This is a genomic window from Lentzea sp. CA-135723 (assembly GCF_050936595.1).
Classification (GTDB): Bacteria; Actinomycetota; Actinomycetes; order Mycobacteriales; family Pseudonocardiaceae; genus Lentzea.
Genome location: NZ_JBNJMK010000002.1, coordinates 1,470,152 through 1,494,257 on the forward strand (window position 1 = coordinate 1,470,152; position 24,106 = coordinate 1,494,257).

Consider the following 24,106-nt stretch of genomic DNA (forward strand, 5'->3'; position numbering starts at 1 on the left):
TCCGTCAGTGTCGCAGCCGGACGGCCCGCGACACGCCCGGTGCCACCGCCTGGCCTATTCCATCGGCGGCGGAGTAACGCCAGGATCTTCCGAACAGATCAAACCGCACAAAGCTGGACATTCGCGGAGGCCGCCGTGCTAGTCGTACAGATCTTCCTGCCGCTGGCGCTCGGCCTGGTCATGTTCGGCCTCGGCCTGACGCTGACCGTCGACGACTTCGCCCGCGTCGCCAAGTACCCCAAGGCCGCGGTCATCGCGCTCGTCTGCCAGGTGATCGTGCTGCCCGCCGTGTGCCTCGGCCTGGTGCTGGCGTTCGGGCTCAAGGGCGTGCTGGCGGTCGGCATGATGTTGCTGGTCGCGTCGCCGGGCGGGACCAGCGCGAACCTGTTCAGCCATCTCGCTGGTGGGGACGTGGCGCTCAACATCACGCTCACCGCGATCAACTCCGTGCTGGCCGTGTTCACGTTGCCGCTGGTGGTGGGGCTGAGCATGGCGCACTTCATGGCCGACAGCGCCGAGGTCGGGTTGCAGCCGGCGAAGTTCGTGCAGGTCTTCGCGATCGTGCTGGTGCCCGTCGCGATCGGCATGGTGGTGCGGCGCAGGTTCGAGGCGTGGGCGCTCAGGATGAACGACCCGGTGCGCATCGCGTCCGTGGTGGTGCTGGTGCTGGTGATCATCGCGGCGATCGCGCAGGCGTACCAGCAGCTGCTCGACAACATCGGGACGCTCGGGCCGGTGGCGTTGCTGCTGAGCGTCTTCAGCCTGGCGATCGGGTACTACGTGCCGAAGCTGTTCAACGTCGAGCACAAGCAGGCCATCGCGAGTGCGATGGAGATCGGCATCCACAACGCCACCATCGCCATCACCCTCGCGCTCACGGTGCTGAACGACGAGACGATGGCGATTCCGCCGGCCGTGTACGGGGTGCTCATGTACCTGCCCGCGGCGGTGGCGGCGCGGTTGTTGTCACGCGACAAGGCTGCGGTCTAGGGGCGCGGTGGACAGGCGCTGGGCCCGCAGCGCCAGCGCGATCAGGACGGCGGGCGCGAGCACGTCGTAGATCAGGATGCCGCCGGTGTTGCCCGGCTGGTGGTTGCCGGCGGCGAACCACTGGTAGACGTGACCGACCACCGCGCCCCACAGGAACATGCCAGCGCCCAGGCCGACCAGCACGCGTTCCCTGGTGGTGGCCGACGGGGACGCGGCGCGGAAGGCCAGCACCGCGAGCGCGAGGTTGGCGAAGGCGATCTCGAACTCGAACGGGGTGCGCGCGAAGCCGATCGTGGCCGCCATCTCGTCGGGGACGGCGAGGAACGCGATGACGAGCCACGCGCTGCCGCCACCGAGCGCGGCCCCTGCCCACCACCGCTGCCAGGTCTCCAGGCGAGCCGCGGGGGACGGGCTGTGGCGGGTGCTCACGAGTGCGCCGACGACGGCGATCAGTAGCCAGAGCAGCGGAAACGAGGTCTTGCCGAGGTAGGAGAGCATGTCCATGGCATCGAGTGTTGCATGGTTAATATTAACCGCGCAACACTGATGTAGGATGATCGGCGTGGACGACGGACTCGCGGACCTGTTGCACCGGGTCGTGTACCTGCTCGGAGAAGCCGCCCGGCAGCGGGAGGCGGACCAGGACGGGCTCAGCTACAGCCAGCTGCGGTTGCTGGGCACCTTGGAGGAGATCCAACCGGTGACGCAGCACCAGCTCGCGCAGGCGTTGTCGGTGTCCGACCCGGCGATCAGCAGGGCCCTGAAACCGCTGGAGGCCGCGGGGCACGTGGAGGTCCGCGTGGACCCCGAGCACGCGCGGCGCCGGCTGGTCAGCCTCACCGAGGCGGGCAGCAAAGCGTTCCACGACAACGGGAAACCGATGTACGACGAGCTGCGCACCGCCCTGCTCGACGCGGGCTTCCCCTACGAGCGGTACCTGGACGACACCCTGCGCCTGGCCGAGATCCTGGAGCGCTGAAACGCGGTTCGACCACGCCGGCACCACTCTCACGCCGGTGGACCACCGGTGAGAGTTCTGGCGTTAACGGCGGTCTGACCTGCCGGGTGCTAGACCAGGTGCCCATCCGGAGGTGGGCACTTGTTCCCGTTGCTCGAAACGGCCGTCCGCGTCGAACCGCTGGAAGGGGAGGGCCTCACCAACGTCCTGCACCTCGTGACGCTCGCGGACGGCCGCAAAGCCGTGCTGCGCCAACCCAAGGTGGCCCGCGACCTGCCCAAGTTCGTCGTGCCCGGCGCGCCGGAGATCCTCGCGCACAACGGCCGCGGCGACGTGCTGGTCGAGTACGTCGAGGGCCGGACGCTCGCCGACGCGCTGCCGGTGTCCGAAGAGGTCTGGCACAGCATCGGCAGGGCGTTCCACAAGATCCACCGGATCGGCCTGCTGCACAACGACGTCAACCTCCACAACATCATCGTGAACGACGGCGAAGCGACGCTGATCGACTGGGACAACCCCGGCCAGGGTGACCCGCTGCACGAGCTCGCCGCGTTCGAGGAACACCTCTACCTGCACGGAACCGTGCTGCCCCAGGCGTTCTGGACCGGCTACGGCTCCACTCCGGACCCGGACCTGCTGCGGGTGCACCGGATCGCGGGCTGCATCGGCTGGCTCGCGAGCGAGGACTGGCAGGAGTGGGAGGACGACAGGACCCTCAGCGCGGACAAGCTCGCGCGGGTCCGGAGCTGGCGGCGGCTCCTCGCGAAGTGGCTCGCCGACCAGCTCCGGAACGACTTGCTAGCGGCTGAGGTTGCGGTACTTCAGGACCGACAGAGGCCAGAAGATCGCCACGAACACCGCGGGCCACAGCACGGCGAGTAGCAGCGAGTTCTGCGCGGCCCACGAGTCGCCGCCCACGCCAGGGTTGCCGAACAGGTCCCGCGCCGCCGCCACCGTCGACGACAGCGGGTTCCACTCCGCGACCACCCGCAGCCAGCCCGGCATCAGTTCGGGCGAGACGAACGTGTTCGCGAACATCGTCAGCGGGAACAGGAACATCCAGGACGCCTGCGCCGCCTCGGGTTTGACCAGCAGACCGAGGTAGATGCCGACCCACACCAGCGCGAACCGGAGCCAGAGGAACAGCGCGAACGCCAGCAGGGCGTCGAGCAGTCCGTCGTGGAACGACCAGCCGATCACCAGCCCGCACAGCGTGAGCGTCACGAGCTCCAGCGACGAGTTCACCAGGTCCGCGATGCTGCGCCCGGCCACGACGCCGGTCTGCGACATCGGCGACGCGCGGAACCGGTCTGTCACGCCCCGGTCGGCGTCCATCGACACCACCATCATCGTGGTGGCCACGCCGAACGCGATGGTCTGGCCGAACATGCCCGGCATCAGGAACTCGATGTAGTCACCGCCGCCGAAGACGTTCATCGCGCTGCCGAACACCAGGCCGAAGATCAGCACCGAGATGACCGGGTAGGCGAGGTTCGCGAACACCCTGACCGGCTCGCGCACCCAGTGGATCAGGTCCCTCTTCGCGACGACCCACGAGTCGATCACGGCGTACCTCATGCGCGTCCCCCAGAAGAAGTGCCGACGGCCTTGTGTCCCGTGATCGCCAGGAAGACCTCGTCCAGCGTCGGTCGCCGCAGCGCGATGTCCTCGGCCTCGACCCCCTTGGCCGCGAGCGCCGACGTGACGCGGGTCAGCGCCGCGACCCGGTCGGCGACGGCCGCGCTCACCCGGAACGCGTCGGGGTCGACCTCGGCGTCCGGCCCGAGCACGTCCGCCACCACCGGCAGCTCGCCGGCGTCGCGGACGACGACCTCGATCCGGTCCCCGCCGAGCGTGGACTTCAACCCCTCCGGCGTGCCCTGCGCGGCGACCCTGCCGGTGTCCAGCACGACGATCTGGTCGGCGAGCTGGTCCGCCTCGTCCAGGTACTGCGTGGTCAGCAGGACGGTCGTGCCCTCGGCCACGACCCGCTTCACCTCCCGCCACACCTCGCCGCGGTTGCGCGGGTCGAGGCCGGTGGTCGGTTCGTCCAGGAACAGCACGGACGGCGCCGTGATGAAGCTCGACGCCAGGTCCAGTCGACGCCGCATGCCGCCCGAGTAGTGCTTGGCCCGCTTGTTCGCCGCGTCGGTCAGCCCGAACTGCTCCAGCAGCTCGTCGGCCCGCACCGCGGCCTGGCGGCGGGACAGGTGGTAGAGCCTGCCCCACATGACCAGGTTCTCCTTGCCGGTCAGGACGTCGTCGACGGTGGACTGCTGGCCGTTCAACGCCACCTGACGGCGGACGGCGGGCGCCTCGCGCGCCACGTCGTGGCCCGCCACCTCGCCGCGGCCGCCGTCCATGCGCAGCAACGTGGCCAGGATGCGCACCGCCGTCGTCTTGCCGGCGCCGTTCGGGCCGAGCAGCCCGCAGACCGTGCCGGCGGGCACCGCCAGGTCGAACCCGTCGAGCGCCCACTTCTCGTCGAATCTCTTGCGCAGGCCTTCCGCGAGCACCGCGTGTCCCACGACTTCACCCCCGTGGCTTAACTGCGTACCTTGTAAACCGAGGTGTACGTTGTACACGGTTCTAGGATTCACATGCAAGCGCGTTGTGAACGAGGGGGCTGGGTGAAGAACGACCGGGACCGGAGCGTGCGGCTGCTGTGGGAGTCGCCGGCCGAGGCGACCAGGGGGCCGAAGGCCGCGCTGAGCCAGTCGCGGGTGGTCGAGGCGGCGATCAAGGTGGCCGACGCGGACGGGATCGACGCGCTCACCATGCGCCGGGTCGCCGAGACGCTCGGCAGCACGGCCATGGCGCTCTACCGGCACGTGCCCGGCAAGTCCGAGCTGCTCGACCTCATGGTCGACGCGGTCTGGGGCGAGACCGAGCACACACCGCAGGGGCAGTGGCGCGCCGGCCTCGAGTTCTTCGCCCGGCAGATGTGGGCCACCTACCGCGCCCACCCGTGGATGCTCCAGCTCACGACTTCGCGCCGGGTGCCGGGCCCGCAGGCCATGACCCGGCAGGACGCCGCCTACGGCGCCGTGTCCGACCTCGGCCTCGCGTCCGAGGAGATCGTCGCCGTCGTGACGACGGTGGCCCAGTTCGTCGACGGCGTCGGGCGCACGATGGCCGACCGGGTCCAGGCCGAACGGGAGACCGGCGTCTCCGAGGAGGACTGGTGGAACGGCCGGGAGGCGCTCTGGGAGCACTTCACGCCCGAACGGCTGCCGATGATGAGCCACATCTGGAACACCGGCGGCTTCCACCGCCTCCTCGACGAGTTCGAGTTCGGTCTGGCGAGGGTCCTGGACGGCCTCGCGGTGTTCATTGAGTCCGAGGAACGACCGCAGGTTCGTCCACAGACGTGCCTGTAGCCATTCAAGACACCTTGAGTCGTCCGATCGAGTGAAAAGGGCAGCTCAGCGCGGGCTGGAAGGGTAGTTGGGCGGTTACGTAATGCCATTGTTATGCGATATCAGAATGAACTCGTTCGAACGCTGAACCGACCACTCCTATCTGCCCGTTTTCCTTGTGACACCGTTTCGCCGCGGGGGTCGAATCGGGACGACGAGGAGGTCGTATGACAGCTGGCGCGCACGACGCGGTCACCCTTGGCTGCTACGCGCTCGGCGTTCTGGACGCGCACGAGAGTCTTGGCGTGGAGCAGCACCTCCGGGGCTGTCCGTCCTGCCGTGCGCAGGTCGCCGACTTCCATCGGATCCGAACAGCACTTGACGACGTGCCTCGTGAGGCATTTCTGCACGAGCTCGAGGACGACCTGCCCATGCCGTCGGACCTGGTGCTGCAACGCACGTTGCGGCAGATCAGGCAGGAGTCGGTCATCCCGCAGCAGCGGGAGTCCGCTCCGCACCTGAGAGCCAGTCCGGCGCCGCCGCCGGTGGAGGACCTGCCTTCACCGCAGCACGCCAAGTCCCGGCGCTGGCCGGGCTATCTCGCCGCCGCGGCCGTCGCCGCGGTGGTCGCGTTCGGGGGTGCCGCGGTGTTCATGCAGAACCAGGCGCCGGACACCAGCATCGCCTCCACTCGCTCGGGCGAGGGGAACGCGGGCGCGGTCAGGCTGGTGGCGGAGATCGCTCCGTCGTCGCAGGACCGCTACCTGGTGACCGCCAACGTCGACGGGCTGCCCGCCGCGCAGAAGTGCAAGCTGGTGGTGGTGGGCAAGGACGGGACGAAGACCGAGGCCTTCGCCTGGACGACGACCGAGAAGCAGCGGGTCGAGGGGTCCAGGGTGCGGGGCAACGTCAGCGTCTCACCCGACCAGGTCCAGTCGATCTCGGTCGAGACGGCGGACGGCAAGTCCATCGTGGTGGCGAACCTGTAAGAACACGGGAAACAGACGAAGGGCCCGGATTCCTCGGAATCCGGGCCCTTCGAGTTGCATTGGTGTAATTAGACGGCCTGCAATGTCAGCCAGGCGCCGACGACGATCACCGTGGCGGCCGTGCCCACGGGTGCGTAATGAGACAGCAGGCGAGTGGCGCGGCCGTCCAGGATTTTCTCCACGCGTTCCCGCGCCTTCACGAGCAGCAGCCCGACCGCGGTGAGCGTGCCCGCCATGCCGATTCCGTAGCCGAGCACCAGCAGCACGCCGAACCAGGTGCGGCCGAGCGCCATCGCGCCCAGCAGGACCACGAGCGCGGACGGCGAGGGGACCAGGCCGTTGGCCGCGCCCATGCCGATGAGGCTCGCGCGGCTGTACCCGTGTCCGTGCCCATGACCGTGTCCGTGGCCATGACCGTGCCCATGTCCGTGGCCGTGCCCGTGTCCATGACCGGTGAGGGCGCCGGCGAGTGCGGGCTGGCGTTGTGCCGAGAGGGCCGAGCGCAGCAGCATCACGCCGATCGCGGCGATCAGCACGCCGCTGACCAGGCCGAGCCAGCGCAGCACCTGTTCACCGGCCAGCGCGCTGGAGGCGCTGATGACCAGGCCGAGGACCAGCACGCCACCGGTGTGCGTGGCCGTGACCGACGCACCGACGATGAACGCGTCTTTGGGCGTGCCCTGCCGTCCGGCCAGATAGGCCGCGATGAGCGTCTTGCCGTGACCGGGCAGCGCGGCGTGCGAGGCGCCGAGCACCAACGACAGCAACAACGCCAAGAACCCGAGCCACGGCGTGAGGTCGTCGCTGCCGAGGATGTCGTTGAGCCTGGCCGCCGTGACGCTGAACGACTGGATGGGGGAGCCGGTGGCCTTCTTGGGCTCGGACCCCGTGCCCGGTTCGGCGCTGAACGCGACGCTGCGCACGTCCATCGGACTGCTGAGCAGATCCTCCGGGTACGTGCGCAGCTCGTCGCTGATGCTCTCGGTCGGCACCTTCGCGTCGGCGATCCTGATGCCGGTGCCGGCGGCGGTGATCTCCCGCCAGCCGACCCGGTCGGCGTTCGACTCGTCGCGGAACTCGAAGCGCGACGGCCGGTCCAGGTCCACCTTGGCGGTGAACTCGCAGACCAGCCGTGTCGTGGCGAGCTCGGCCTGACCGAGCGGATGGTCCTTGGAGGAGCTGGAGAGCGTCCAGGAGATCTGGCGTCCGTCCACGTAGGACCGGTCGGTGCGGGACACCTCCTCGCACCACTGCTTCGCGTCGCGGGCCTTGAGGTTCTCCTGCAGCGTCGGGATCTCCGCCACGTCGACGACGGATCTGAGGTCGATCCGGTCGGGGTGCAGGTGCAGCCCGTGGTAGTGGTTGACGCTGAAGTTGCCCAGCGGGTGGGCGGACGCCTCGCCGTTGATGAAGAAGATGCCGGCGAGCAACAACGCGACCACGAGGACGGGTCGCACCACCCAGCTGGACAGGCTCACCTGCCGCCTCGCAGCTCCGCGAGCTTGCGGCCTGCCTTGAGGGACTGCAGCGGCGAGAAGTTCGCGTTCAGCCGGAGTGCCTGCACGAGCGCCTCCTGGGCCTCGGCGACCCGGCCGAGCGCGGCCAGGATCATCCCGCGGTGGTAGGAGAAGGTGGCGTTCTGCCAGCCCAGCGCCACCGCGCGGTCGGAGTAGCTCAACGCTTCCGCGTCCCTTCCGTTGACGTGCAGTGCCCACGCCATGGCGTCGGCGACGAAGACGCTCTGCCTGCGGCTCCACTCGGCTTCCGCGCGGCGCAGTGCCTGCATGCCATCACCGCGGTCCGCTGCGACGAGGGCAGCGGCCAGATCGTCGGAAGCACCCTGGGACTCCATCAGTCGTTGCTGCTCGGAGAGCACCGCGTACTGCTGCGCGGCCTCCTCGGTCCTCCCGTTGGCCTCCAGCAGCTCCGCGTACTCCTGGAGGTACTGGGGCAGGGGAGCGCGCGCCACGAGCCTGCGGTACGAGTCGAGCGCGACGGGGGCGTCACCCCGTGCCGCCGCGACCTTGGCCATGCCCTGAGTGAGAGTCATGTCGTCTCCTCTCGCCGCCAGTCCCTGCTCGTAGTGCTGCGCGGCAACGTCCAGCTGGTTGTGGTCGAACGCGAGTTCGCCCAGCCGGTAACGGCAGAACGCGATCTCCTCCGGCGTCGTGGAGGCCTTCAGCGCGCGTTCCATCGCGTCGCGGGCGCCGTCGACGTCGCCGTGGAGCTCGAAGTGGAAGGAGGCACGGGCGAAAGACGCCGTGTTGGGCTTGAGGTCCAGCATCGTCTGCACCGCCTCCTCCGCGCCCGCGTCGTCGCCGAGCTGCGTCAACGCGTCCGCCAGCACGCCGTGCGCCTCCGCGGAGGCGGGCAGTGCGGCAATCGCCTTCGCGGCCCAGTCGCGGGCCGCGGGGAAGTCGTGACGGGCGTTGGCGAGCGTCCCCATGCCGATGGCGGCGAGGCCCGTGTCACCCGCGTTCTTCAGAGCACCTTCGGCCTTCGCGTAGTACGCCGGGTCGGCCGTGACCCGTGCCAGCTCCACGTAGGACGATCCGAGCCGGGCCCAGGAGTCCTTGTCCTGCGGCAGTTCGTGCAGCCGTTGCTGCAGCTGGTGAACCACCTTGTGCATCTGGTTCTGCTGCGCCACGGCCGGAACAGCCGGCTCAGGGGGCGCGCCCCCGGCCCTGCTGTCGGCAGGACCGGAGGCGGCGAGGTAGGCAAGCGCCGCGGTGACCAGGAGAACCACCGCGACGGCCTGCCGTTGTTGGTACTTCACTTCGAGTGCGACCCGTACTTGCGGATGTGCTGCTGACGCTTGCGCCACAGGAGGAAACCGGCGCCGAACACGACCGCGGAGCCGACCGCGGTGGTCATCGCCATCGGGTCGATGTTGCCGATCTGCCCGACCGGGTTCACCGCGACCTCGGCGGTGTTGCCGGAGGTGTTGACCGCGGTGCCGTTGCGGGGCAGGCCCACGTACGGGAAGTTCGCCTCGAACGGCTGGTCGTTCGCGTCGACCTTGTCACCCGTGGCGAGCGCGTCGACCAGCTTGCCGGACGCCGCCGCGCCCTCCATCGCCTGGATGGCGATGTCCACGACGTCGTCGGTGAGGCGACGGCCGTTCGGGAAGCCCTGCGTGTCGCCCGCCAGCAGGCCGAGGCGGTTCGGGTTGGCGTTCGGGTCGATCATCATGTTCAGCCGCAGCATCTCCGCCGGGCGGAACTTCTGCGCGTTCGCGTCGGCGTTGTTGACCTGCGAGTTCAGGTCGGCGTTGATCTGCGCGCCGAGCTTCTTCGTGATGCCGGTCAGGAAGATCTCGGCCAGGTCGTCGCGCTGACCCTGCGGGGCCGGGATCTTGTAGATCGCCTCGATCAGCTTCGGCAGCTCCGGGTTCACGACCCGGTCCACCAGCTCCTTGACGTTCGCGTCCTGCTCGGGGCGCAGGCCGTTGAACGCGTCCTTCAGACCGGCGGGCGCCACGACCTCGTTGACCAGCGGGTTGCCCAGCCGCGAGACCTGCACGAAGTCACCGGTCGGCTCCGCCTTGCCCGGCGAGAGCTTCAGGCTGCGCTTCTGCGTCGTGCTCCACACGCCGATGTTCGGGTTGCGGTGCATGTCGTTCTTGAGCGCCAGCGCGTGCTTGGGCAGCTGGATCGCGATGGTGTTGACGTTGTAGCCGCGCAGGGTGTCCTGGCCGACCTCGCTCAGGTTGCCGCCGTAGAGCAGGTCGAACACCCGCAGGTCGGCGAAGAACGAGTCCTCCGACGGCCCCACGTAGACCTTGCCGCCGCCCGCGATCTGCGTGACGGCCTGGTCGCGCAGCTTCTTGAAGTCGGGCATCGACGCCGGGCCGTTCGGGGACGGCGCCACCGGGGCGTTGTTCGCCAGCTTGACCTTCTGGCCGTTCTGGTAGATGGCCTCGAGGTTGTAGCGCTGGCGGAACAGCAGGTTCTCGTCGTCGAGCGAGTCCACGACACCGTTGGTGTACAGGAACGTGTTGTTCTTGCGCCGGTCGTCGGTCTGGAACGTGAACCGCAGCGTGACGTCGGGCTTCGCGTCGCCGTCGTTGTCGACGTTGAAGTCGTACTGCGCGTCCTCGGCCCACGGGAAGAAGTTGGGACCACCGTTGGGCTCCTGGAAGCCCGACCAGTTGCCGACCAGCGTCACGGTGTCCTTGTGGTCGGGACTCACGAACGCGTACAGGTCGGTGTTGTCCACGGCCGGGTCACCCGCGATGAGCGGAGCCTCGCGGTGCGACGACGCCGTGGCGCCGTTACCGCCGAACATGGCCGCGTTCAGCAGTGTGGCGGCCACCAGCGCGGCCGCAGCCACCTGGCCGCGCCGACCGCTGAGGGCGTGCGGTGATGACATCTCTGGGCAACCTTTCGGGAAGTGGATCAGGTGCGCTGTCAGGCGCTGTGCATCAGCAGCGACGGTTCGCTGGAGTGGCTCGAATGGCTTGCGTGGTCGTTCGTCCACCTCGCTTGGGTGAAGTCGCGGATGCCCTCGACCAGCCGGTCGACGTCGTGCTCGGGCCGCACCACCAGCCGGGCGAACCGGCTGGTCATGCCGAGCTTGTTGCCGCACTCGCGGATGAAGACCTGGTGGCGGGACAGCAGGTGGTCCCGCAGCTCGCGGCCGTCCATCCCGCCGCCGAGCTTGACCAGCAGGAAGTTGGCCTGCGAGGAGTAGACGGTCAGGTCGGGGACGCGCGAGAGCTCCATGCCCATCCGGTACCTGTCCCGCGACAGCAGACGCAGGCTTTCGGCGTACTCCGCCTCGTGCTCGGCCAGCATGAACACGACCGTTTCCGCCAACGAGTTGAGGTTCCACTTCGGCAGGATCTGGCGCATCTTCCCGGCCAGACCGGGGTTCGCGACCAGGTAGCCGAACCGGATGCCGTGCAGGCCGAAGTTCTTGCCGAGGCTCTTCAGCACGACCACGTTGGGCCGGATGGACGCCTCCGCTGCGACGCTCGGGTTGCGCTCGACCTCCACGAAGTCGATGAACGACTCGTCGATGACGACGAGGTCCAGGTCCGCGAGCTCGTCCATGAAGCGGACGATCTCCCGGCGCGGCAGATAACCGCCGTCGGGGTTGTTCGGGTTGCAGATCACGGCCACCTTGGAGCCGCGGGCGCGGATGAACTTGATGTACTCGTCGACGTCCAGCTCGAAGTTGTTGCTCTCCTGGAGCAGGAACATGTCGACGCGCTTGTTGCTCTCCATCGGCTGGTCGGTCCAGCGCCCGAAGGTCGGGATCGGGATCGCGACGCTCTCGTGGATCCACATGTGGTCCATCCACGTGATGAGCTCCGTCGACCCGTTCGACATGGCGATCGTGGCGGGGTTGAGCCCCAGCACGGCGCTCAGCTGGGCCGCGATCTTCGACGAGTCGCTGGGGTAGAACTTCAGCACCGCCTCGAGGTTCTTGGAGAGCTCCTCGAACATCTGCGGGGTCGGAAAGTACGGGTTGCACGGGATGCAGAAGTCCACGAGCTCGCCCGCACCCGTCCGCGACAGCTCGAAGTAGGACGGGCTGTGCGCGGTCTGCTGGAAGAGACCCGAGTCCACACCATGCCGCACGCGATCACTCCGTCCCTCGGTCCGTTTCCGACACCGGGGCATACGTGCCGATGTTCATCGCGGTTCACGGGTCCGTTTCGGGAAGGTCTCGGAACGGTCTCGCACGCAACCTCGCGTGGTCCGGGTCCTCGTCTGGGCGGACGCCGGTTTGTCCGGTTCGGTGGAACGTGGGCGCACGTGATGCCGGTCGCGCCCGATTCGTTGATCGTCCACACTGGACAGATCGACGGTGCCGGATACCGCGTCGAAGTTCCTTCCCGTTGGAACGGAAAGCTTTTGTCGTACAGCCACGGCACAAGCGCGGCCGGTTCGACGGCGTTCTGTCTCTGTGCGGGGCGCTGCTCGACCCGGCTCTGGAGGTCGCCCGGATTTCCGATCCTGCCGCGAACGAGCGCGGGCGGTCCAGGCCGCCGACTCGGCACCGGGTTCTCCTCCCGGGCGTGCGCGGCCGGCGTTGGCGAACGCCGTTCGCCGGCTGCCGTCGTTCGGCGACCCAGTACCCGTCGAGCACTCCGGCGCGCACCGGGGACGTGACGTGCGTCAACTCTTCGTCAACCGCGCCGGGCACCGCACGCACACCGCGGCGGAGGAGCTCGTCGCGTCGCGCGTCCTCGAAGACCGCATCTCGTTTGGGAGGTGGACGGCTTTGGACCTGAACGCTTTGGCTGGTCAGCACGGCCCCGAGAGCCGCGTGCCGCAGGACTGGACCGCGACTCCACCCCGTGAGGAGACCGTGGCACCAGGGTTCGTGACACACCACCCAGGGCACTTTCCACGACCGTGACGGGCGGCCTGCGAAAAATTGTCGGTCGATCCGGATACCCTGCTGGCAGTCCGCACACAACCAGGGAGCAGTACCCGTGACCGCAGAGACCCTGTACGGGGCCGACGACCTCACCCATCTGGAAGGTCTGGAGGCCGTCCGCAAACGGCCAGGCATGTACATCGGGTCGACCGACAGCCGGGGCATCAACCACCTCTTCAGCGAGATCGTCGACAACTCGACCGACGAGGGCGTCGCCGGGCACGCGACGCGCATCGTCGTCACCCTGCACGCCGACAACAGCGTCCAGGTGGACGACGACGGCCGCGGCATCCCGACCGACGTGCACGCCAAGTCCGGTCTGTCCGGTGTGGAACTGGTCCTCACCAAGCTGCACGCCGGCGGCAAGTTCGGCGGCTCCGGCTACAAGACCTCCGGCGGCCTGCACGGCGTCGGTGCCTCCGCCGTCAACGCCCTCTCGCACCGCTACGACGTCACGGTCCGCCGCGGCGGCAAGGTGCACGAGATGTCGTTCGCCCACGGCGTTCCCGGCGTCTTCGACGGCCCCGGCCCCAAGGCGAAGTTCACCCGCCAGTCGGGCCTTCAGGTCACCGGCAAGATGAAGCGCAACGAGTCGACCGGCACCACGACCCGTTACTGGTACGACGCCCGCTACTTCGAGAACGGCGCCGTCCTGGACGTGGACACCGTCCGCGCCAAGCTGCGCAACACGGCGTTCCTCGTCCCCGGCGTCACCTACGTGCTGCGGACGGCGCTGGAAGACTCGATCTCCGAAGAGGTCTTCCACTACCCCAACGGCCTCACCGACATGGTCGACTTCCTGGCCCCGTCCGGCGACCGGGCCGTCTCCGGCACCCTGGTGATCACCGGCAACGGCACCTACTTCGAGAACGCCGCCGACGAGAACGGCGTGATGCGGTCCAAAGTGGAGCGTCAGGCCGAGATCGAGGTGGCGCTGCGCTGGGGCACCGGCTACGAGCGCACCGTCGAGTGCTTCACGAACACCATCCGCAACGTGCACGGCGGCACCCACCGCCGAGGCTTCGACCGCGCGGTCGTGAAGTCGATCCAGGACGCCATCTCCAAGACCAGGGGCCTGCTGAAGCCCAAGGAGGAGATGCCGACCCTCGACGACGTGCTGGAAGGCATGACGGCCGTCGTCCACGTCCGCATCCCCGAACCGCAGTTCACCTCGCAGACCAAGGACGAACTCTCCACCGCAGGCATCACCAAGGTGCTGCAGGGCGTCGTGGACCAGCACGTCCGCGCGTGGACCGAGGACCGCAAGACCAAGGTGGAGGCCAAGACCGTCCTGCAGAAGGTCGTCGACGCCTCCCGCGTCCGGCTGACCCAGAAGCAGCAGAAGGACGCGGCCCGCCGCAAGACGGCCCTCGAAGGCGCCGCGATGCCCGCGAAGCTCGTCGACTGCCGCACGACAGGCGTGTCGCGCTCCGAGCTGTTCCTCGTCGAGGGCGACAGCGCATTGGGCTGTTTTGTGAAAGAAACTCGCGTTTCGCTCGCGTCCGGTGGTTCGCTGTCCTTCGGCGAGCTCGTCGACGACTGGGCACGTGGCGTCACGCACTTCGGCTATGCCACGAACAAGGCCGGACGCGTCGTCGTCGCACCGCTGGTCGAACCGAGGCTGACGAAGAAGAACGCACCGCTGGTCCGCGTCACGCTGGACAACGGGGAATCCGTGCGCTGCACGCCGGACCACCTGTTCCGGTTGCGGGACGGCTCCTACCGCCGTGCGGACGCGTTGCAGCCCGGTGACTCGCTGATGCCGCTGTACCGCTCGATCTCCTCGAAAGCGGCGGGCGACAAGCTCGACGGTTACGAGCGGATCTGGATGAACGACCGGCAGGAATGGGTCTACACCCACTACCTGGCCGATGCGTACAACCTGCGGCACGGCCTCGACAGCGCCGAGAACGGCAACGTGCGCCACCACCTCGACGTCGACAAGCGCAACAACGACCCGCGCAACCTCAAGCGGATGACGTGGGAAGACCACGCGGCACTGCACGCCGCGTTGATGGGCGAGCACGTGCACGCGGGCTACCGCGCCTGGCTCGCCGCCGGCGGCACCGAGTTCAAGTCCGCCATGCTCTCCGAGCAGTGGAAGAACCCGGAGTTCCGCGCCTCCTGCCTCGCCCGGCTCGCCGAACGCAACCAGGACCCGGAGTTCCGCGCTCGCATCGAGCAAGGCTTCGTCGACTGGTACGCGGCGCTGAGCGAGGACGAGAAGGCGGCCTACGCCGAACGTCTGCGCGCGTTGCAGGCCGAGTACTGGGCGAAGCCCGAGCACCGCGCCGCCGCGGCCGAGCGTGTCCGAGCGTTCTTCGCGCAGCCCGGCAAGCGCGACGAGTGGCGTGAGCGTTCGCTGGCGCAGTGGCAGGACGAAGAGCTGCTCGCCTGGCGTTCCCGTGCGACGACCGAGCAGTTCGCCGACCCCGCTGAACGTCAGCGCCAGCGCGACGCGGTCGTCGCCTGGCACGAGAACAACCCGGAGTTCGGCCGCGAGCACTCGGCGCGGATGAGGCAGCGCATGGCGGATCCGTCCACCGGCCACCTGGAGAAGGTCCAAGAAGGCCGCCGCCGGTACGTCGAGTCGGCTCCGCGTGCGGAGAGGGTCGAGCGTCAGACCGAAGGTCGACGGATCGCCGCGTTGAAGCGACTGGCGCCGATGCTGGACACGCCGTCGAACCTCGAACTCGCGCTCTCCTACGAACTCGACCGCAAGGAGAACGCGAAGACCGGCCTCAAGTTCCAGAAGGTCCTGGCGCACTACGACGACGACTTCGCCCGGCTCCGCGAAGCGGTGTCGATGGTGAACCACTCGGTCGCGTCCGTCGAGGCACTGCCGGAGCGCGAAGACGTCTACGACCTCACCGTCGACGGCTACCACAACTTCGCGCTCGAAGCCGGTGTGTTCGTCCACAACAGCGCGCGCATGGCCCGCGTCTCCGAGTACCAGGCGCTCCTCCCGTTGCGCGGCAAGATCCTCAACGTCCAGAAGGCCTCCCTCGCCGACACCCTGCGCAACGCCGAGATCGCCTCGATCGTCCAGGTCCTCGGCGCCGGCACCGGCCGCACCTTCGACGTCTCCCAGATGCGCTACGGCCGCGTCATCCTGATGGCCGACGCGGACGTCGACGGCAGCCACATCCGCACGCTGCTGATCACGTTGTTCGCCAAGTACATGCGCCCGGTCATCGAGGACGGCCGCCTCTACGCGGCCATGCCGCCGTTGCACAAGGTCATGACCCGAGGCCGCAACGCCGAGACGCACTTCACCTTCACCCAGCGCCAGATGGAACAGAAGGTCGCCTCGCTGGAAAAGGCAGGCAAGCAGGTGGTCACCCCGGTGCCGCGGTTCAAGGGCCTCGGCGAGATGGACGCGGACGAACTGTGGGAGACCACGATGAACCCGTCCAGCCGCTCGGTCCGCCGCATCACCATGGACGACGCCGAAGCAGCCGAAGACGCCCTCGAACTGCTGATGGGCGAGAAGGTCGAGCCGCGCCGCAACTGGCTCATCGAGTCCTCCTCACGGGTCGACCAGTCGGCCATCGACCTCTAAGCCTTCAAGAAACAGACGGAGTCACGAAGTCATGGCACGCCGCAAGGGACCCACGACCAAGGTCGACCCAGCCGCGTTCGACCGGGCCGGTGCGACGGTCCTCGACAACTCGCTGAAGACCGAGATCGAGGACTCCTACCTGGAGTACGCGTACTCGGTCATCCACTCGCGCGCCCTCCCGGACGCGCGGGACGGCCTCAAGCCGGTGCACCGCCGCATCCTCTACTCGATGCACCAGAACGGGCAGCGGCCGAACACGCCCTACGTCAAGTCGTCGCGGGTTGTTGGTGACACGATGGGTCGCTACCACCCGCACGGTGATACTGCGATCTACGACGCGTTGGTCCGCCTCGCGCAGGATTTCAGCCTCAACGAGCCGCTCATCGACGGGCACGGAAACTTCGGTAGCCCAGACGATGGACCGGCCGCGAGCCGCTACACAGAGTGCCGCATGTCCCCGGTCGCCTCGCAGCTCGTCGGAGAGCTGAACGAGGACACCGTCGACTTCCGCCCGAACTACGACGGTTCTCTCGAAGAGCCGAGCGTGCTGCCGGCGGCGTTCCCGAACCTGCTGGTCAACGGCACGTCCGGCATCGCGGTCGGCATGGCCACGAACATGATCCCGCACAACCTGCGCGAGGTCGTGGGCGCGGCGCGGTGGCTGATCAGCCACCCCAACGCCGACCTCGACAAGCTGATGGAGTTCGTGCCGGGCCCCGACCTGCCGACCGGCGGCATCCTGCTCGGCCTCGACGAGGTGCGGAAGGCCTACGAGACCGGCCGCGGTGTCGTGCGGATGCGGGCGAAGGTCGAGATCGGACTGCTGGAAGGCAGTCGCGGTCGTCAGGCCATCACGGTCACCGAGCTGCCGTACGGCGTGGGGGCCGAGCGGATCGTCGAGAAGATCACCGACGAGGTCAACAAGTCCAAGCGCCTCACCGGCATCGCGGACGTCAAGGACCTCACTGACCGCGAGAACGGCATCCGCCTCGTCATCGAGTGCAAGGTCGGCGTGAACCCGCAGGCGTTGCTGGCGGACCTCTACCGGCTGACGCCGATGGAGCAGTCGTTCGGCATCAACAACCTGGTGCTGGTCGACGGGCAGCCGCAGACGTTGGGCCTCAAGGAGTTGCTGGAGGTCTTCCTCCAGCACCGCTACGAGGTCGTGACGCGTCGCACGAAGTTCCGTCGCCGCAAGCGTGAGGAACGGCTGCACCTCGTCGAGGGCCTGCTGCTCGCGTTGCTGGACATCGACAAGGTCATCAAGCTGATCCGGGGCAGCGAGAACGCGGCTGCCGCCAAGGACGGCCTGATGAAGCAGTTCAAGCTGTCGGAGATCCAGGCGAGCTACATCCTCGACACGCCGCTGCGCCGCCTCACCAAGTACGACAAGCTCGAGCTCGAGAACGAGCAGGACAAGCTGCGCCAGGAGATCGCCGAGCTGACCGCGATCCTGGACGACGAGGGCGTGCTGAAGAAGCTCGTGTCCACCGAACTCGCGGCCGTCGCCAAGGAACTGGGCGGCGAGCGCCGCACGAGCCTCATCGACGGTGACCTGAAGGAGGTCCTGGCCGCCTCGAAGCCGGCGGGCCCGCTGGAGGTCGCCGACGACCCGTGCCAGGTCATCCTGAGCGCGGCGGGCCTGGTCGCGCGCACCGCGGCCGAGTCGGAGGAGGCCTCCGAGGGCAAGCGCCGGGCGGGCCGCGTGAAGCACGACGCCGTAGCGGCCGTGGTGCACTCCACCGCGCGCGGCCAGGTCGTCCTGATCACGAACCTGGGCCGCGCCTTCAAGACCGACGTGCTGCCCCTCCCGGTGCTGCCGGAGCAAAGCGGCACCGTGTCGTTGCGCGGGGGCATGGCGGCGGCCGAACTGGTGCCGCTCGACAAGGGCGAGAAGGTCGTCGGCATCGCACCCCTCGACCCGAAGGACTCACCGGGCATCGCGCTCGGCACCAAGCTCGGCACCGTCAAGGTGTGCGTGCCGGAGTGGCCGGTGCGATCGGACGAGTTCGAGGTCATCACCCTCAAGGACGGCGACGAGATCGTCGGGTGCACCTGGCTCACCGACGGCAGCGAGACGCTCGCCTTCGTCAGCAGCGACTCGTCGCTGCTGCGCTACGACGCCAAACTCGTTCGCCCGCAAGGCCTCAAGGGCGGCGGCATGGCGGGCATCAACCTGAGCGGCGACGCCCAGGTGGTCTTCTTCGGCGCCATCCGCACGGACGACGCCGAGCACGGCGAGCCGATGGTCGTCACCTCGTCCGGCCACAGCGTGAAGGTCACCCCGTTCAGCGAGTACCCGGCCAAGGGACGCGCCACCGGCGGTGTCCGCTCGCAGCGCTTCCTCAAGGGCGAGGACCACCTGGTGCTCGCCTGGATCGGGTCCCGGCCGGCGGGTGCCGACGACAAGGGCAGCCCGGTGGAGCTCCCGGAGATCGACCCGCGCCGGGACGGCTCGGGTCACGCGCACCCAGGCCCGGACGTGATCGGCCACCTGATCGAACGCGACTGACGCACGTCTCGGCGAGGAGGCCTGCCTCCTCGCCGAGCGCTGTCAGAGGTGCTCGGACCGTGTGAAGTGCGGTGTCAGAATCCGGCGCCGAGGTGCTCGAAGTCGCCGAACGGGGATGGCTGCCAGCCTGCTCCCACCGGTGCCCACTTGTGCACCAGGTCGCCTGCGGTGCCCTGGCCGAAGACGTCGAGCTGCCCGTTGGGTTGCTGGATCAACGACGGTGCGGCGGCCAGGCCGGTGCCGAGGCGTTCGGGTTCACCGAACGCCGACGGTTGCCAGCCTGAGTTGACGCTCAGCCACTTGTGCCACAGTTCACCCCCGGTGCCGCGGCCGAAGACGTCGAGCTGGCCGTTGGTTTGCTGGAGCACCACCGGTTCGCTCGCGAGACCGCCGCCGAGCCGCTCGAAGTCGCCGAACGGCGAGGGCTGCCAGCCCGCACTCGACGTCCACTTGTGCATCAGGTCGCCTGCGGGACCGCGGCCGAACACGTGCAGCTGGCCGTTCGCCAAGGGGATCGCGGCGATGTCGTCGGCGAGGCCGCCGCCGAGGCGTTCGAAGTCGCCGAACGGCGAGGGTTGCCAGCCGGAGGTCGGCGTCGCCCACTTGTGCAGGAGGTCGCCGTTGGTGCCGCGAGCGAAGACGTCGAGCTGCCCGTTGGCCTGCACCACCGCGACCGGGTCGCCGCCGAGGCCGGTGCCGAGGCGTTCGAAGTCGCCGAACGGTGAGGGGCCCCAGCCGGCTCCGGGGCTGAGCCATTTGTGCAGGAGGTCGCCGTTGGTGCCGCGCGCGAACACGTCCAGGACGCCGTTGGGACGGACGATCGCGACAGGGTCACCACCGAGGCCGGTGCCGAGGCGTTCGAAGTCGCCGAACGGCGAAGGGCCCCAGCCGGCTCCGGGGCTGAGCCATTTGTGCAGGAGGTCGCCGTTGGTGCCGCGCGCGAACACGTCCAGGACGCCGTTCGGGCGGAGGATCGCGGTGGGCTCGCCGGCGAGGCCGGTGCCCAGGTGTTCGAAGTCGCCGTACGGTGACGGCTGCCAGCCGGTGCCCGGGACGTACCACTTGTGCACCAGGTCGTTGGTCGGACCTCGGCCGTACACCTCCAGGAAGCCGCTGGGGCCGAAGACCACGTTCGTGCTGCTGCGACGGGCTGCCGGCGGCTGCGCGTCCGGCAGGTCGGCGATGTGCAAGAACGCCTGAGGCCAGCCGGACGACCTGCTGAGCGTGCGGGTGCCGAAGGCACCGTTGCCTGCGTTGTTGTACTCGTGGACGACGACTGTGTTGCCGCCGTTGAGGACCTCGGCGACGATTGCGACGTGTCCGAATCCGCCGCCGTGGGTCGCACCCCACCACGCGACGGCGCCGCGGGCCGGTGTGTCGTTGACCGGCTTGCCGCGGTTGAGAGCGCCTTGCCGCCAATCCCGCGCGTGGCCGCTGTTGTTCGCCTGGATGCTGCCCCAGTCGAAGCGGATGTCGCTGGTCGAGCCACCCAGTTGGACGTTGAGGGTCCAGGCGGCGTAATCGGTGCAGTTGCGGTAGTAGAACCGGAGCGGGGAGATCTGGTTCATGTTCGCGTTGGGCCACGGGTAGTCGTTTCCCAGCGCCTGTGCCGGTGTTGGCATCAACAGCCCGGCGAGCAAGGCGAACAACCCTGCCAGGAGGGCGACACGTCTGCGGTGTTGGACCATGCCTGGTGTGTCGCCCTGCGGGAAAGTGTTGTGACGCGTGGAGAAATCTGACCTGAATCTGTCCTTTTCCCATGCCTGCATAGGTTTTTCCGCTGAGCGGTTCGTGTGAACGCTCGGTGTTGGTGCGCGAGAGTGAGGCTGAAGCTGGCCCGTCGGTGGCGCGCGCCCTCGACGACGAGTGCACATTCCTCGCAAGAGTAACCCGAGTGGGTCAATGAGGCCTGGTGGATTTGCCTGATTCCACCAGGGCGGGGCTAGGGTTTGATCGTGACCAGTTCTGAGGCCTCGGCGGTGTTCCTGATCGGGGAGGCGCACTCGTACCTCAAGTCGGCCGCGCTCAGGGCCGTGGCGTTGCTCGGAGTGGCCGATCACCTCGGCGACGGGCCGCGGTCGGCCGGGGAGCTGGCGCGCGCGGTGGGGGCGGATGCGGACTACCTCGGGCGGGTGCTCCGGTTGCTGGCGACTGTCGGGGTGTTCCGGACAGAGGGTGACGGCTTTGCGTTGACGCCGTTGGGGCAGGGGTTGCGGAGCGACTCGCGGTATTCGGCGCGGGCCGGTGTGGTCATGAGCACCATGCACACGCATTGGGCCAGCGCGTTCGAGTTGGAAACCGGTGTGCGCGAAGGGAGGCCGTCGTTCGAGGCCTTGTTCGGGATGCCCTACTTCGACTACGTGGCGAGTGATGAGAAGTCCACTGTGGAGTTTCACGGTGGGATGGGGAGCTTTTCGGGGGCCGCGCGCCGGTTGGCGTTGGATCAGTACGACTTTCCGGCCGCGGGCACGGTGGTCGATGTCGGTGGTGGCCGTGGTGGGTTTCTGGCGGACGTGCTGCGCGGCAATCCCGGGTTGAGCGGGGTGTTGTTCGACCAGGCGCACGTGCTGCCGAACCAGGTGCCGCAGGACATCGCTCCGGAACGGTGGAGCGAGGTCGCTGGGAGCTTCTTCGACGGGGTGCCTGAGGGTGACCTGTACTTGTTGTCGTACGTGTTGCACGACTGGGATGACGAGGCGTGCGTGAGCATTTTGAGCAACTGCCGGAAGGCGATGGCGCCCCACGGCCGGATCGCTGTGTTCGACGCGGTCGTCGGGAGCGACGACCGGCCGGAGGACGCCAAGTTGCTCGATCTCGTGATGATGATGCTGGTCAGTGGCCGGGAGCGGACCGCGGGGGAGTTCGAGGCGCTCTTCGGCAAGGCTGGGATGCGAGTAGAGCGCATCGTCCGGTCTGAGGGGCCGTTGTCGGTGGTCGAGGCGCGGGCCTAGGCGGTCACGTCCAGGGCCGCGCTGACGATGCTGTCGGTGTCGATGCCGTGGTGGCGGTAGACGCTGTCCAGGTCGCCGGACTGGCCGAAGCTGCTGACGCCCAGGTGCACGGCGCCGCGGCAGGTCAGGCCCGCCAGGAACGCCAGGGTGTGCGGGTGGCCGTCCAGCACGGTGACCAGGGGCGTGGGGGACGGGAAGAGCGCGTCGAGGATCCACGTCGGCGCGGACGAACGGCCGCGGCGTGCCTGCACCGCGCGGAAGATCAGGTCCGGGCTGGTCAGGCAGACGACGTCGGCGGTGACGCCCTGAGCGGCCAACCGGTCTGCGGCGGCGAGGGCCTCGGTGACCAAAGCGCCCATGGTCACGATGGTCACGGAAGCAGCAGCGGAGCGGCGCAGCGGGTAGCCGCCTGCCACGACCTGACGGCGGCGGCGTTCGCGGGCCGCCGGGTCCACAGGGATCGCGGCCAGCGTCTGGTCGACCGGGCGGGTGGAGAGGCGCAGGTAGGCGGAGGTGCCGTCGGGGCGGCCCAGTTGGCCCAGGGCGGCCAGCAGGCACCACTCGGTGTCCAGCGCGAACGCCGGTTCCCAGGTCGTGCAGCCGGGCTGCTCGATGCCGATGGACGGCGTGGTGATCGACTGGTGCGCGCCGCCCTCGGGGGCCAGCGTGACGCCGGACGGGGTGCCGACGAGGACCGACTGGCCGCCCGCGTACAGGCCGAACGACCACGGCTCCAGCGCGCGGGACACGAACGGGTCGTAGAGCACACCGATCGGCAGAAGTGGCTGGCCCCAGCGGTTCCAGGTCGCGCCGAGCTCGCCCAGCAGGCCGACCAGGTTGGTCTCGGCGATGCCGAGTTCGATGTGCCGGCCGGTCGGGCGTTCGCGCCAGTGCAGGATCGTCTCGGCGTCGTCGGCGAACCAGTCGACGTTCTCGCTGGTCGACCAGACGCCGACCTTGTTGACCCAGCCGCCCAGGTTGGTGCTGGAGCTGACGTCCGGCGAGACCGTGACGACCCGCGCGCCCGCCTCGGGCGCCACCCGGTTCAGGTCCAGCAGGGTGCGGCCCAGCGCCGACTGCGTGGTCGCGGTTCCGGACGGCGTGCGGCCCAGGTCGGCGGGCACGGCAGGAGGTCCCGCGAGTGCGATCGGTTCTCGGCGCAGCCGGGCGGCGGCGGAGAAGCACAGCAGCTGCTCCGCGGTGCCGTCGGCGAACCGTTGCCACGGCTGGGAAGCGGACATGCCCGACCGCGCCGCCAGCTCCTCGAACTGGGCGCCGTTCAGCAGCGCCGAGTGGTTCTGCGGGTGTCCCGCGGTCGGCAGGCCGTGCCCCTTCACGGTGTAGGCGATGATCACCGTCGGGCGGGAGTCGTCGATCTCGGCGAACGCCGCGCGCAACGCCGCGTGGTCGTGCCCGCCGAGGGACCGCAACGCCGTCGCGAGCCCGGCATCGTCCACATCGGACACCAACGAGGCGATGCGCGCGGCGTCGGGGCCGTCGCCGGGCAGCAACGAGCGCAACCGGTCCGGGGCGTGCCGCAGCAGGCGCTGGTACTCGGCGTTCGTCATCGTGTCGATCCGGTCGCGCAACGCCTCCCCGCCGGGCCGCCGGAAGAGCGCCTCGAGCGCGGCGCCGTACTTGACGGTGATCACCTGCCAGCCCGCCGCCGTGAACAGCGCGCGCATCCGGTCGCCGGCGAGCACCGGCACCACCCGGTCGAGTGACTGGCGGTTGAAGTCGACGATCCACACGACCTCGCCCAGCTCCGTCACCATCGGGTCGCCGATGGCCTCCCAGACCGCGCCCTCGTCCAGTTCGGCATCGCCCACCAGCGAGTACTGCCGGCCGAGCGGCTGCTCGGCGAAGTGCCCGCCGACGTAGCGCCGCGACAGCGCGCCCCAGATCGGCGCCGTTGCCCCGATGCCCACGGAGCCGGTCGAGTAGTCGGCCGGCACCGGGTCCTTCGTGCGCGACGGGTAGCTCTGCAGGCCGCCGAACTCGCGCAGCGTGGTGAGGTGCTCGGCGTCGAGCTGCCCCAGCAGGAACTCGATCGCGTGCAGCACGGGGGAGGCGTGCGGCTTGACCGACACGCGGTCCTCCGGCCGCAGGTGCTCGAAGTACAGCGCGGTCATGATGCTCGTCATCGACGCGCTGGACGCCTGGTGGCCACCCACCTTGAGGCCCGAAGCGTTGGGGCGCACCCGGTTCGCGTGGTCCACGATCGCCGTGGACAGCCACAGCACCCGCTGCTCCACGTTCTGCAGCACATCCAGGTCCGTGGTGGTGGGCGCGCTCAACGTCGTCATGGCACGAAGTGGAAACGAGCCCGCCGACGCGCCGCAAGTATCACGCGCGATATCGAGGTCATCGTGCAGTTTTCCGCCGGCGAAACCGC

Annotated in this window: 18 protein-coding genes; 9 read left to right on the plus strand and 9 right to left on the minus strand. The window is 68.8% G+C overall.

All coding sequences use genetic code 11. From position 1 onward, the window contains the following. Positions 1-135: 135 nt before the first annotated feature. Complete coding sequence (locus ACQEU1_RS42835; RefSeq protein WP_433215823.1) at positions 136-990, plus strand: bile acid:sodium symporter family protein; 855 nt, start codon at positions 136-138, stop codon at positions 988-990. On the opposite strand, the gene ACQEU1_RS42840 is transcribed toward ACQEU1_RS42835, so the two are convergent. Further along, positions 967-1,494, minus strand: a complete 528-nt coding sequence (locus tag ACQEU1_RS42840; RefSeq protein ID WP_433215825.1) for a DUF6790 family protein — start codon at positions 1,492-1,494, stop codon at positions 967-969. The two genes, ACQEU1_RS42835 and ACQEU1_RS42840, sit on opposite strands and share 24 nt — an antisense overlap. 49 nt (positions 1,495-1,543) lie before the next feature. Here ACQEU1_RS42840 and ACQEU1_RS42845 point away from each other — a divergent pair, with 49 nt between their 5' ends. Both ACQEU1_RS42845 and ACQEU1_RS42850 read left to right on the plus strand, forming a co-directional pair. Next, positions 1,544-1,969: a MarR family winged helix-turn-helix transcriptional regulator gene (locus tag ACQEU1_RS42845; RefSeq protein ID WP_433215828.1), complete on the plus strand. Its 426-nt coding sequence runs from the start codon at positions 1,544-1,546 to the stop codon at positions 1,967-1,969. A 120-nt stretch (positions 1,970-2,089) separates the two neighbouring features. Further along, positions 2,090-2,830: a lipopolysaccharide core heptose(II) kinase RfaY gene (locus tag ACQEU1_RS42850; protein ID WP_433215830.1), complete on the plus strand. Its 741-nt coding sequence runs from the start codon at positions 2,090-2,092 to the stop codon at positions 2,828-2,830. On the opposite strand, the gene ACQEU1_RS42855 is transcribed toward ACQEU1_RS42850, so the two are convergent. Together ACQEU1_RS42855 and ACQEU1_RS42860 are read right to left on the minus strand one after the other, a co-directional pair. Continuing rightward, on the minus strand, positions 2,747-3,526 hold the full coding sequence (locus ACQEU1_RS42855) for an ABC transporter permease (RefSeq protein ID WP_433215833.1): 780 nt from the start codon (positions 3,524-3,526) through the stop codon (positions 2,747-2,749). The two genes, ACQEU1_RS42850 and ACQEU1_RS42855, sit on opposite strands and share 84 nt — an antisense overlap. Then, positions 3,523-4,476: an ATP-binding cassette domain-containing protein gene (locus ACQEU1_RS42860; RefSeq protein WP_433215836.1), complete on the minus strand. Its 954-nt coding sequence runs from the start codon at positions 4,474-4,476 to the stop codon at positions 3,523-3,525. The genes ACQEU1_RS42855 and ACQEU1_RS42860 overlap by 4 nt, the downstream gene beginning before the upstream one ends. Before the next feature lie 102 nt (positions 4,477-4,578). Here ACQEU1_RS42860 and ACQEU1_RS42865 point away from each other — a divergent pair, with 102 nt between their 5' ends. Then, entirely contained in the window at positions 4,579-5,328 is a 750-nt protein-coding gene (locus tag ACQEU1_RS42865; RefSeq protein ID WP_433215839.1) for a TetR/AcrR family transcriptional regulator, read from the plus strand. A gap of 206 nt (positions 5,329-5,534) precedes the next feature. After that, positions 5,535-6,296, plus strand: a complete 762-nt coding sequence (locus tag ACQEU1_RS42870) for a zf-HC2 domain-containing protein (protein WP_433215842.1) — start codon at positions 5,535-5,537, stop codon at positions 6,294-6,296. 68 nt (positions 6,297-6,364) lie between these two features. On the opposite strand, the gene ACQEU1_RS42875 is transcribed toward ACQEU1_RS42870, so the two are convergent. From ACQEU1_RS42875 to ACQEU1_RS42890, 4 genes are read right to left on the minus strand one after another with little or no spacing between them, the layout of a single operon-like run. After that, on the minus strand, positions 6,365-7,774 hold the full coding sequence (locus ACQEU1_RS42875) for a nickel/cobalt transporter (protein WP_433215845.1): 1,410 nt from the start codon (positions 7,772-7,774) through the stop codon (positions 6,365-6,367). After that, complete coding sequence (locus ACQEU1_RS42880) at positions 7,771-9,072, minus strand: tetratricopeptide repeat protein (protein WP_433215848.1); 1,302 nt, start codon at positions 9,070-9,072, stop codon at positions 7,771-7,773. Before ACQEU1_RS42880 ends, ACQEU1_RS42875 begins: the two co-directional genes overlap by 4 nt. Continuing rightward, the gene (locus ACQEU1_RS42885; RefSeq protein ID WP_433215851.1) at positions 9,069-10,667 is read right to left on the minus strand and encodes a DUF4331 domain-containing protein; all 1,599 of its coding nucleotides are present in this window, start codon (positions 10,665-10,667) and stop codon (positions 9,069-9,071) included. The genes ACQEU1_RS42880 and ACQEU1_RS42885 overlap by 4 nt, the downstream gene beginning before the upstream one ends. A gap of 38 nt (positions 10,668-10,705) precedes the next feature. Further along, positions 10,706-11,881 carry a pyridoxal phosphate-dependent aminotransferase gene (locus tag ACQEU1_RS42890; protein WP_433215854.1) on the minus strand — a complete coding sequence of 392 codons (1,176 nt, stop codon included), beginning with the start codon at positions 11,879-11,881 and terminating at the stop codon, positions 10,706-10,708. A gap of 535 nt (positions 11,882-12,416) precedes the next feature. On the opposite strand from ACQEU1_RS42890, the gene ACQEU1_RS42895 reads away from it, so the two are divergent. From ACQEU1_RS42895 to ACQEU1_RS42905, 3 genes are all read left to right on the plus strand, one after another. Then, positions 12,417-12,665, plus strand: coding sequence for a hypothetical protein (locus tag ACQEU1_RS42895; protein ID WP_433215857.1), 249 nt, complete (start codon positions 12,417-12,419; stop codon positions 12,663-12,665). A 76-nt stretch (positions 12,666-12,741) separates the two neighbouring features. Then, positions 12,742-16,248, plus strand: coding sequence for an ATP-binding protein (locus ACQEU1_RS42900; RefSeq protein WP_433215860.1), 3,507 nt, complete (start codon positions 12,742-12,744; stop codon positions 16,246-16,248). Between the two features lie 31 nt (positions 16,249-16,279). Further along, positions 16,280-18,760, plus strand: a complete 2,481-nt coding sequence (locus tag ACQEU1_RS42905) for a DNA gyrase/topoisomerase IV subunit A (protein ID WP_433215862.1) — start codon at positions 16,280-16,282, stop codon at positions 18,758-18,760. A gap of 74 nt (positions 18,761-18,834) precedes the next feature. On the opposite strand, the gene ACQEU1_RS42910 is transcribed toward ACQEU1_RS42905, so the two are convergent. Then, entirely contained in the window at positions 18,835-20,409 is a 1,575-nt protein-coding gene (locus tag ACQEU1_RS42910; RefSeq protein WP_433215865.1) for a CHAP domain-containing protein, read from the minus strand. Between the two features lie 306 nt (positions 20,410-20,715). Here ACQEU1_RS42910 and ACQEU1_RS42915 point away from each other — a divergent pair, with 306 nt between their 5' ends. Then, a complete protein-coding gene (locus ACQEU1_RS42915; RefSeq protein WP_433215867.1) occupies positions 20,716-21,711 on the plus strand; it encodes a methyltransferase in 996 nt (331 codons plus the stop codon). Here the strand turns inward: ACQEU1_RS42915 and ACQEU1_RS42920 are convergent. Next, complete coding sequence (locus tag ACQEU1_RS42920) at positions 21,708-24,017, minus strand: transketolase-like TK C-terminal-containing protein (protein ID WP_433215870.1); 2,310 nt, start codon at positions 24,015-24,017, stop codon at positions 21,708-21,710. The two genes, ACQEU1_RS42915 and ACQEU1_RS42920, sit on opposite strands and share 4 nt — an antisense overlap. Between the last annotated feature and the right edge of the window lie 89 nt (positions 24,018-24,106).

Coding starts and splice junctions, on each gene's coding strand:
- ACQEU1_RS42840 (WP_433215825.1), bottom strand. CDS start 1,494: ATGGACATGCTCTCCTACCTCGGCAAGACCTCGTTTCCGCTGCTCTGG.
- ACQEU1_RS42845 (WP_433215828.1), top strand. CDS start 1,544: ATGATCGGCGTGGACGACGGACTCGCGGACCTGTTGCACCGGGTCGTG.
- ACQEU1_RS42855 (WP_433215833.1), bottom strand. CDS start 3,526: ATGAGGTACGCCGTGATCGACTCGTGGGTCGTCGCGAAGAGGGACCTG.
- ACQEU1_RS42870 (WP_433215842.1), top strand. CDS start 5,535: ATGACAGCTGGCGCGCACGACGCGGTCACCCTTGGCTGCTACGCGCTC.
- ACQEU1_RS42885 (WP_433215851.1), bottom strand. CDS start 10,667: ATGTCATCACCGCACGCCCTCAGCGGTCGGCGCGGCCAGGTGGCTGCG.
- ACQEU1_RS42905 (WP_433215862.1), top strand. CDS start 16,280: ATGGCACGCCGCAAGGGACCCACGACCAAGGTCGACCCAGCCGCGTTC.
- ACQEU1_RS42920 (WP_433215870.1), bottom strand. CDS start 24,017: ATGACGACGTTGAGCGCGCCCACCACCACGGACCTGGATGTGCTGCAG.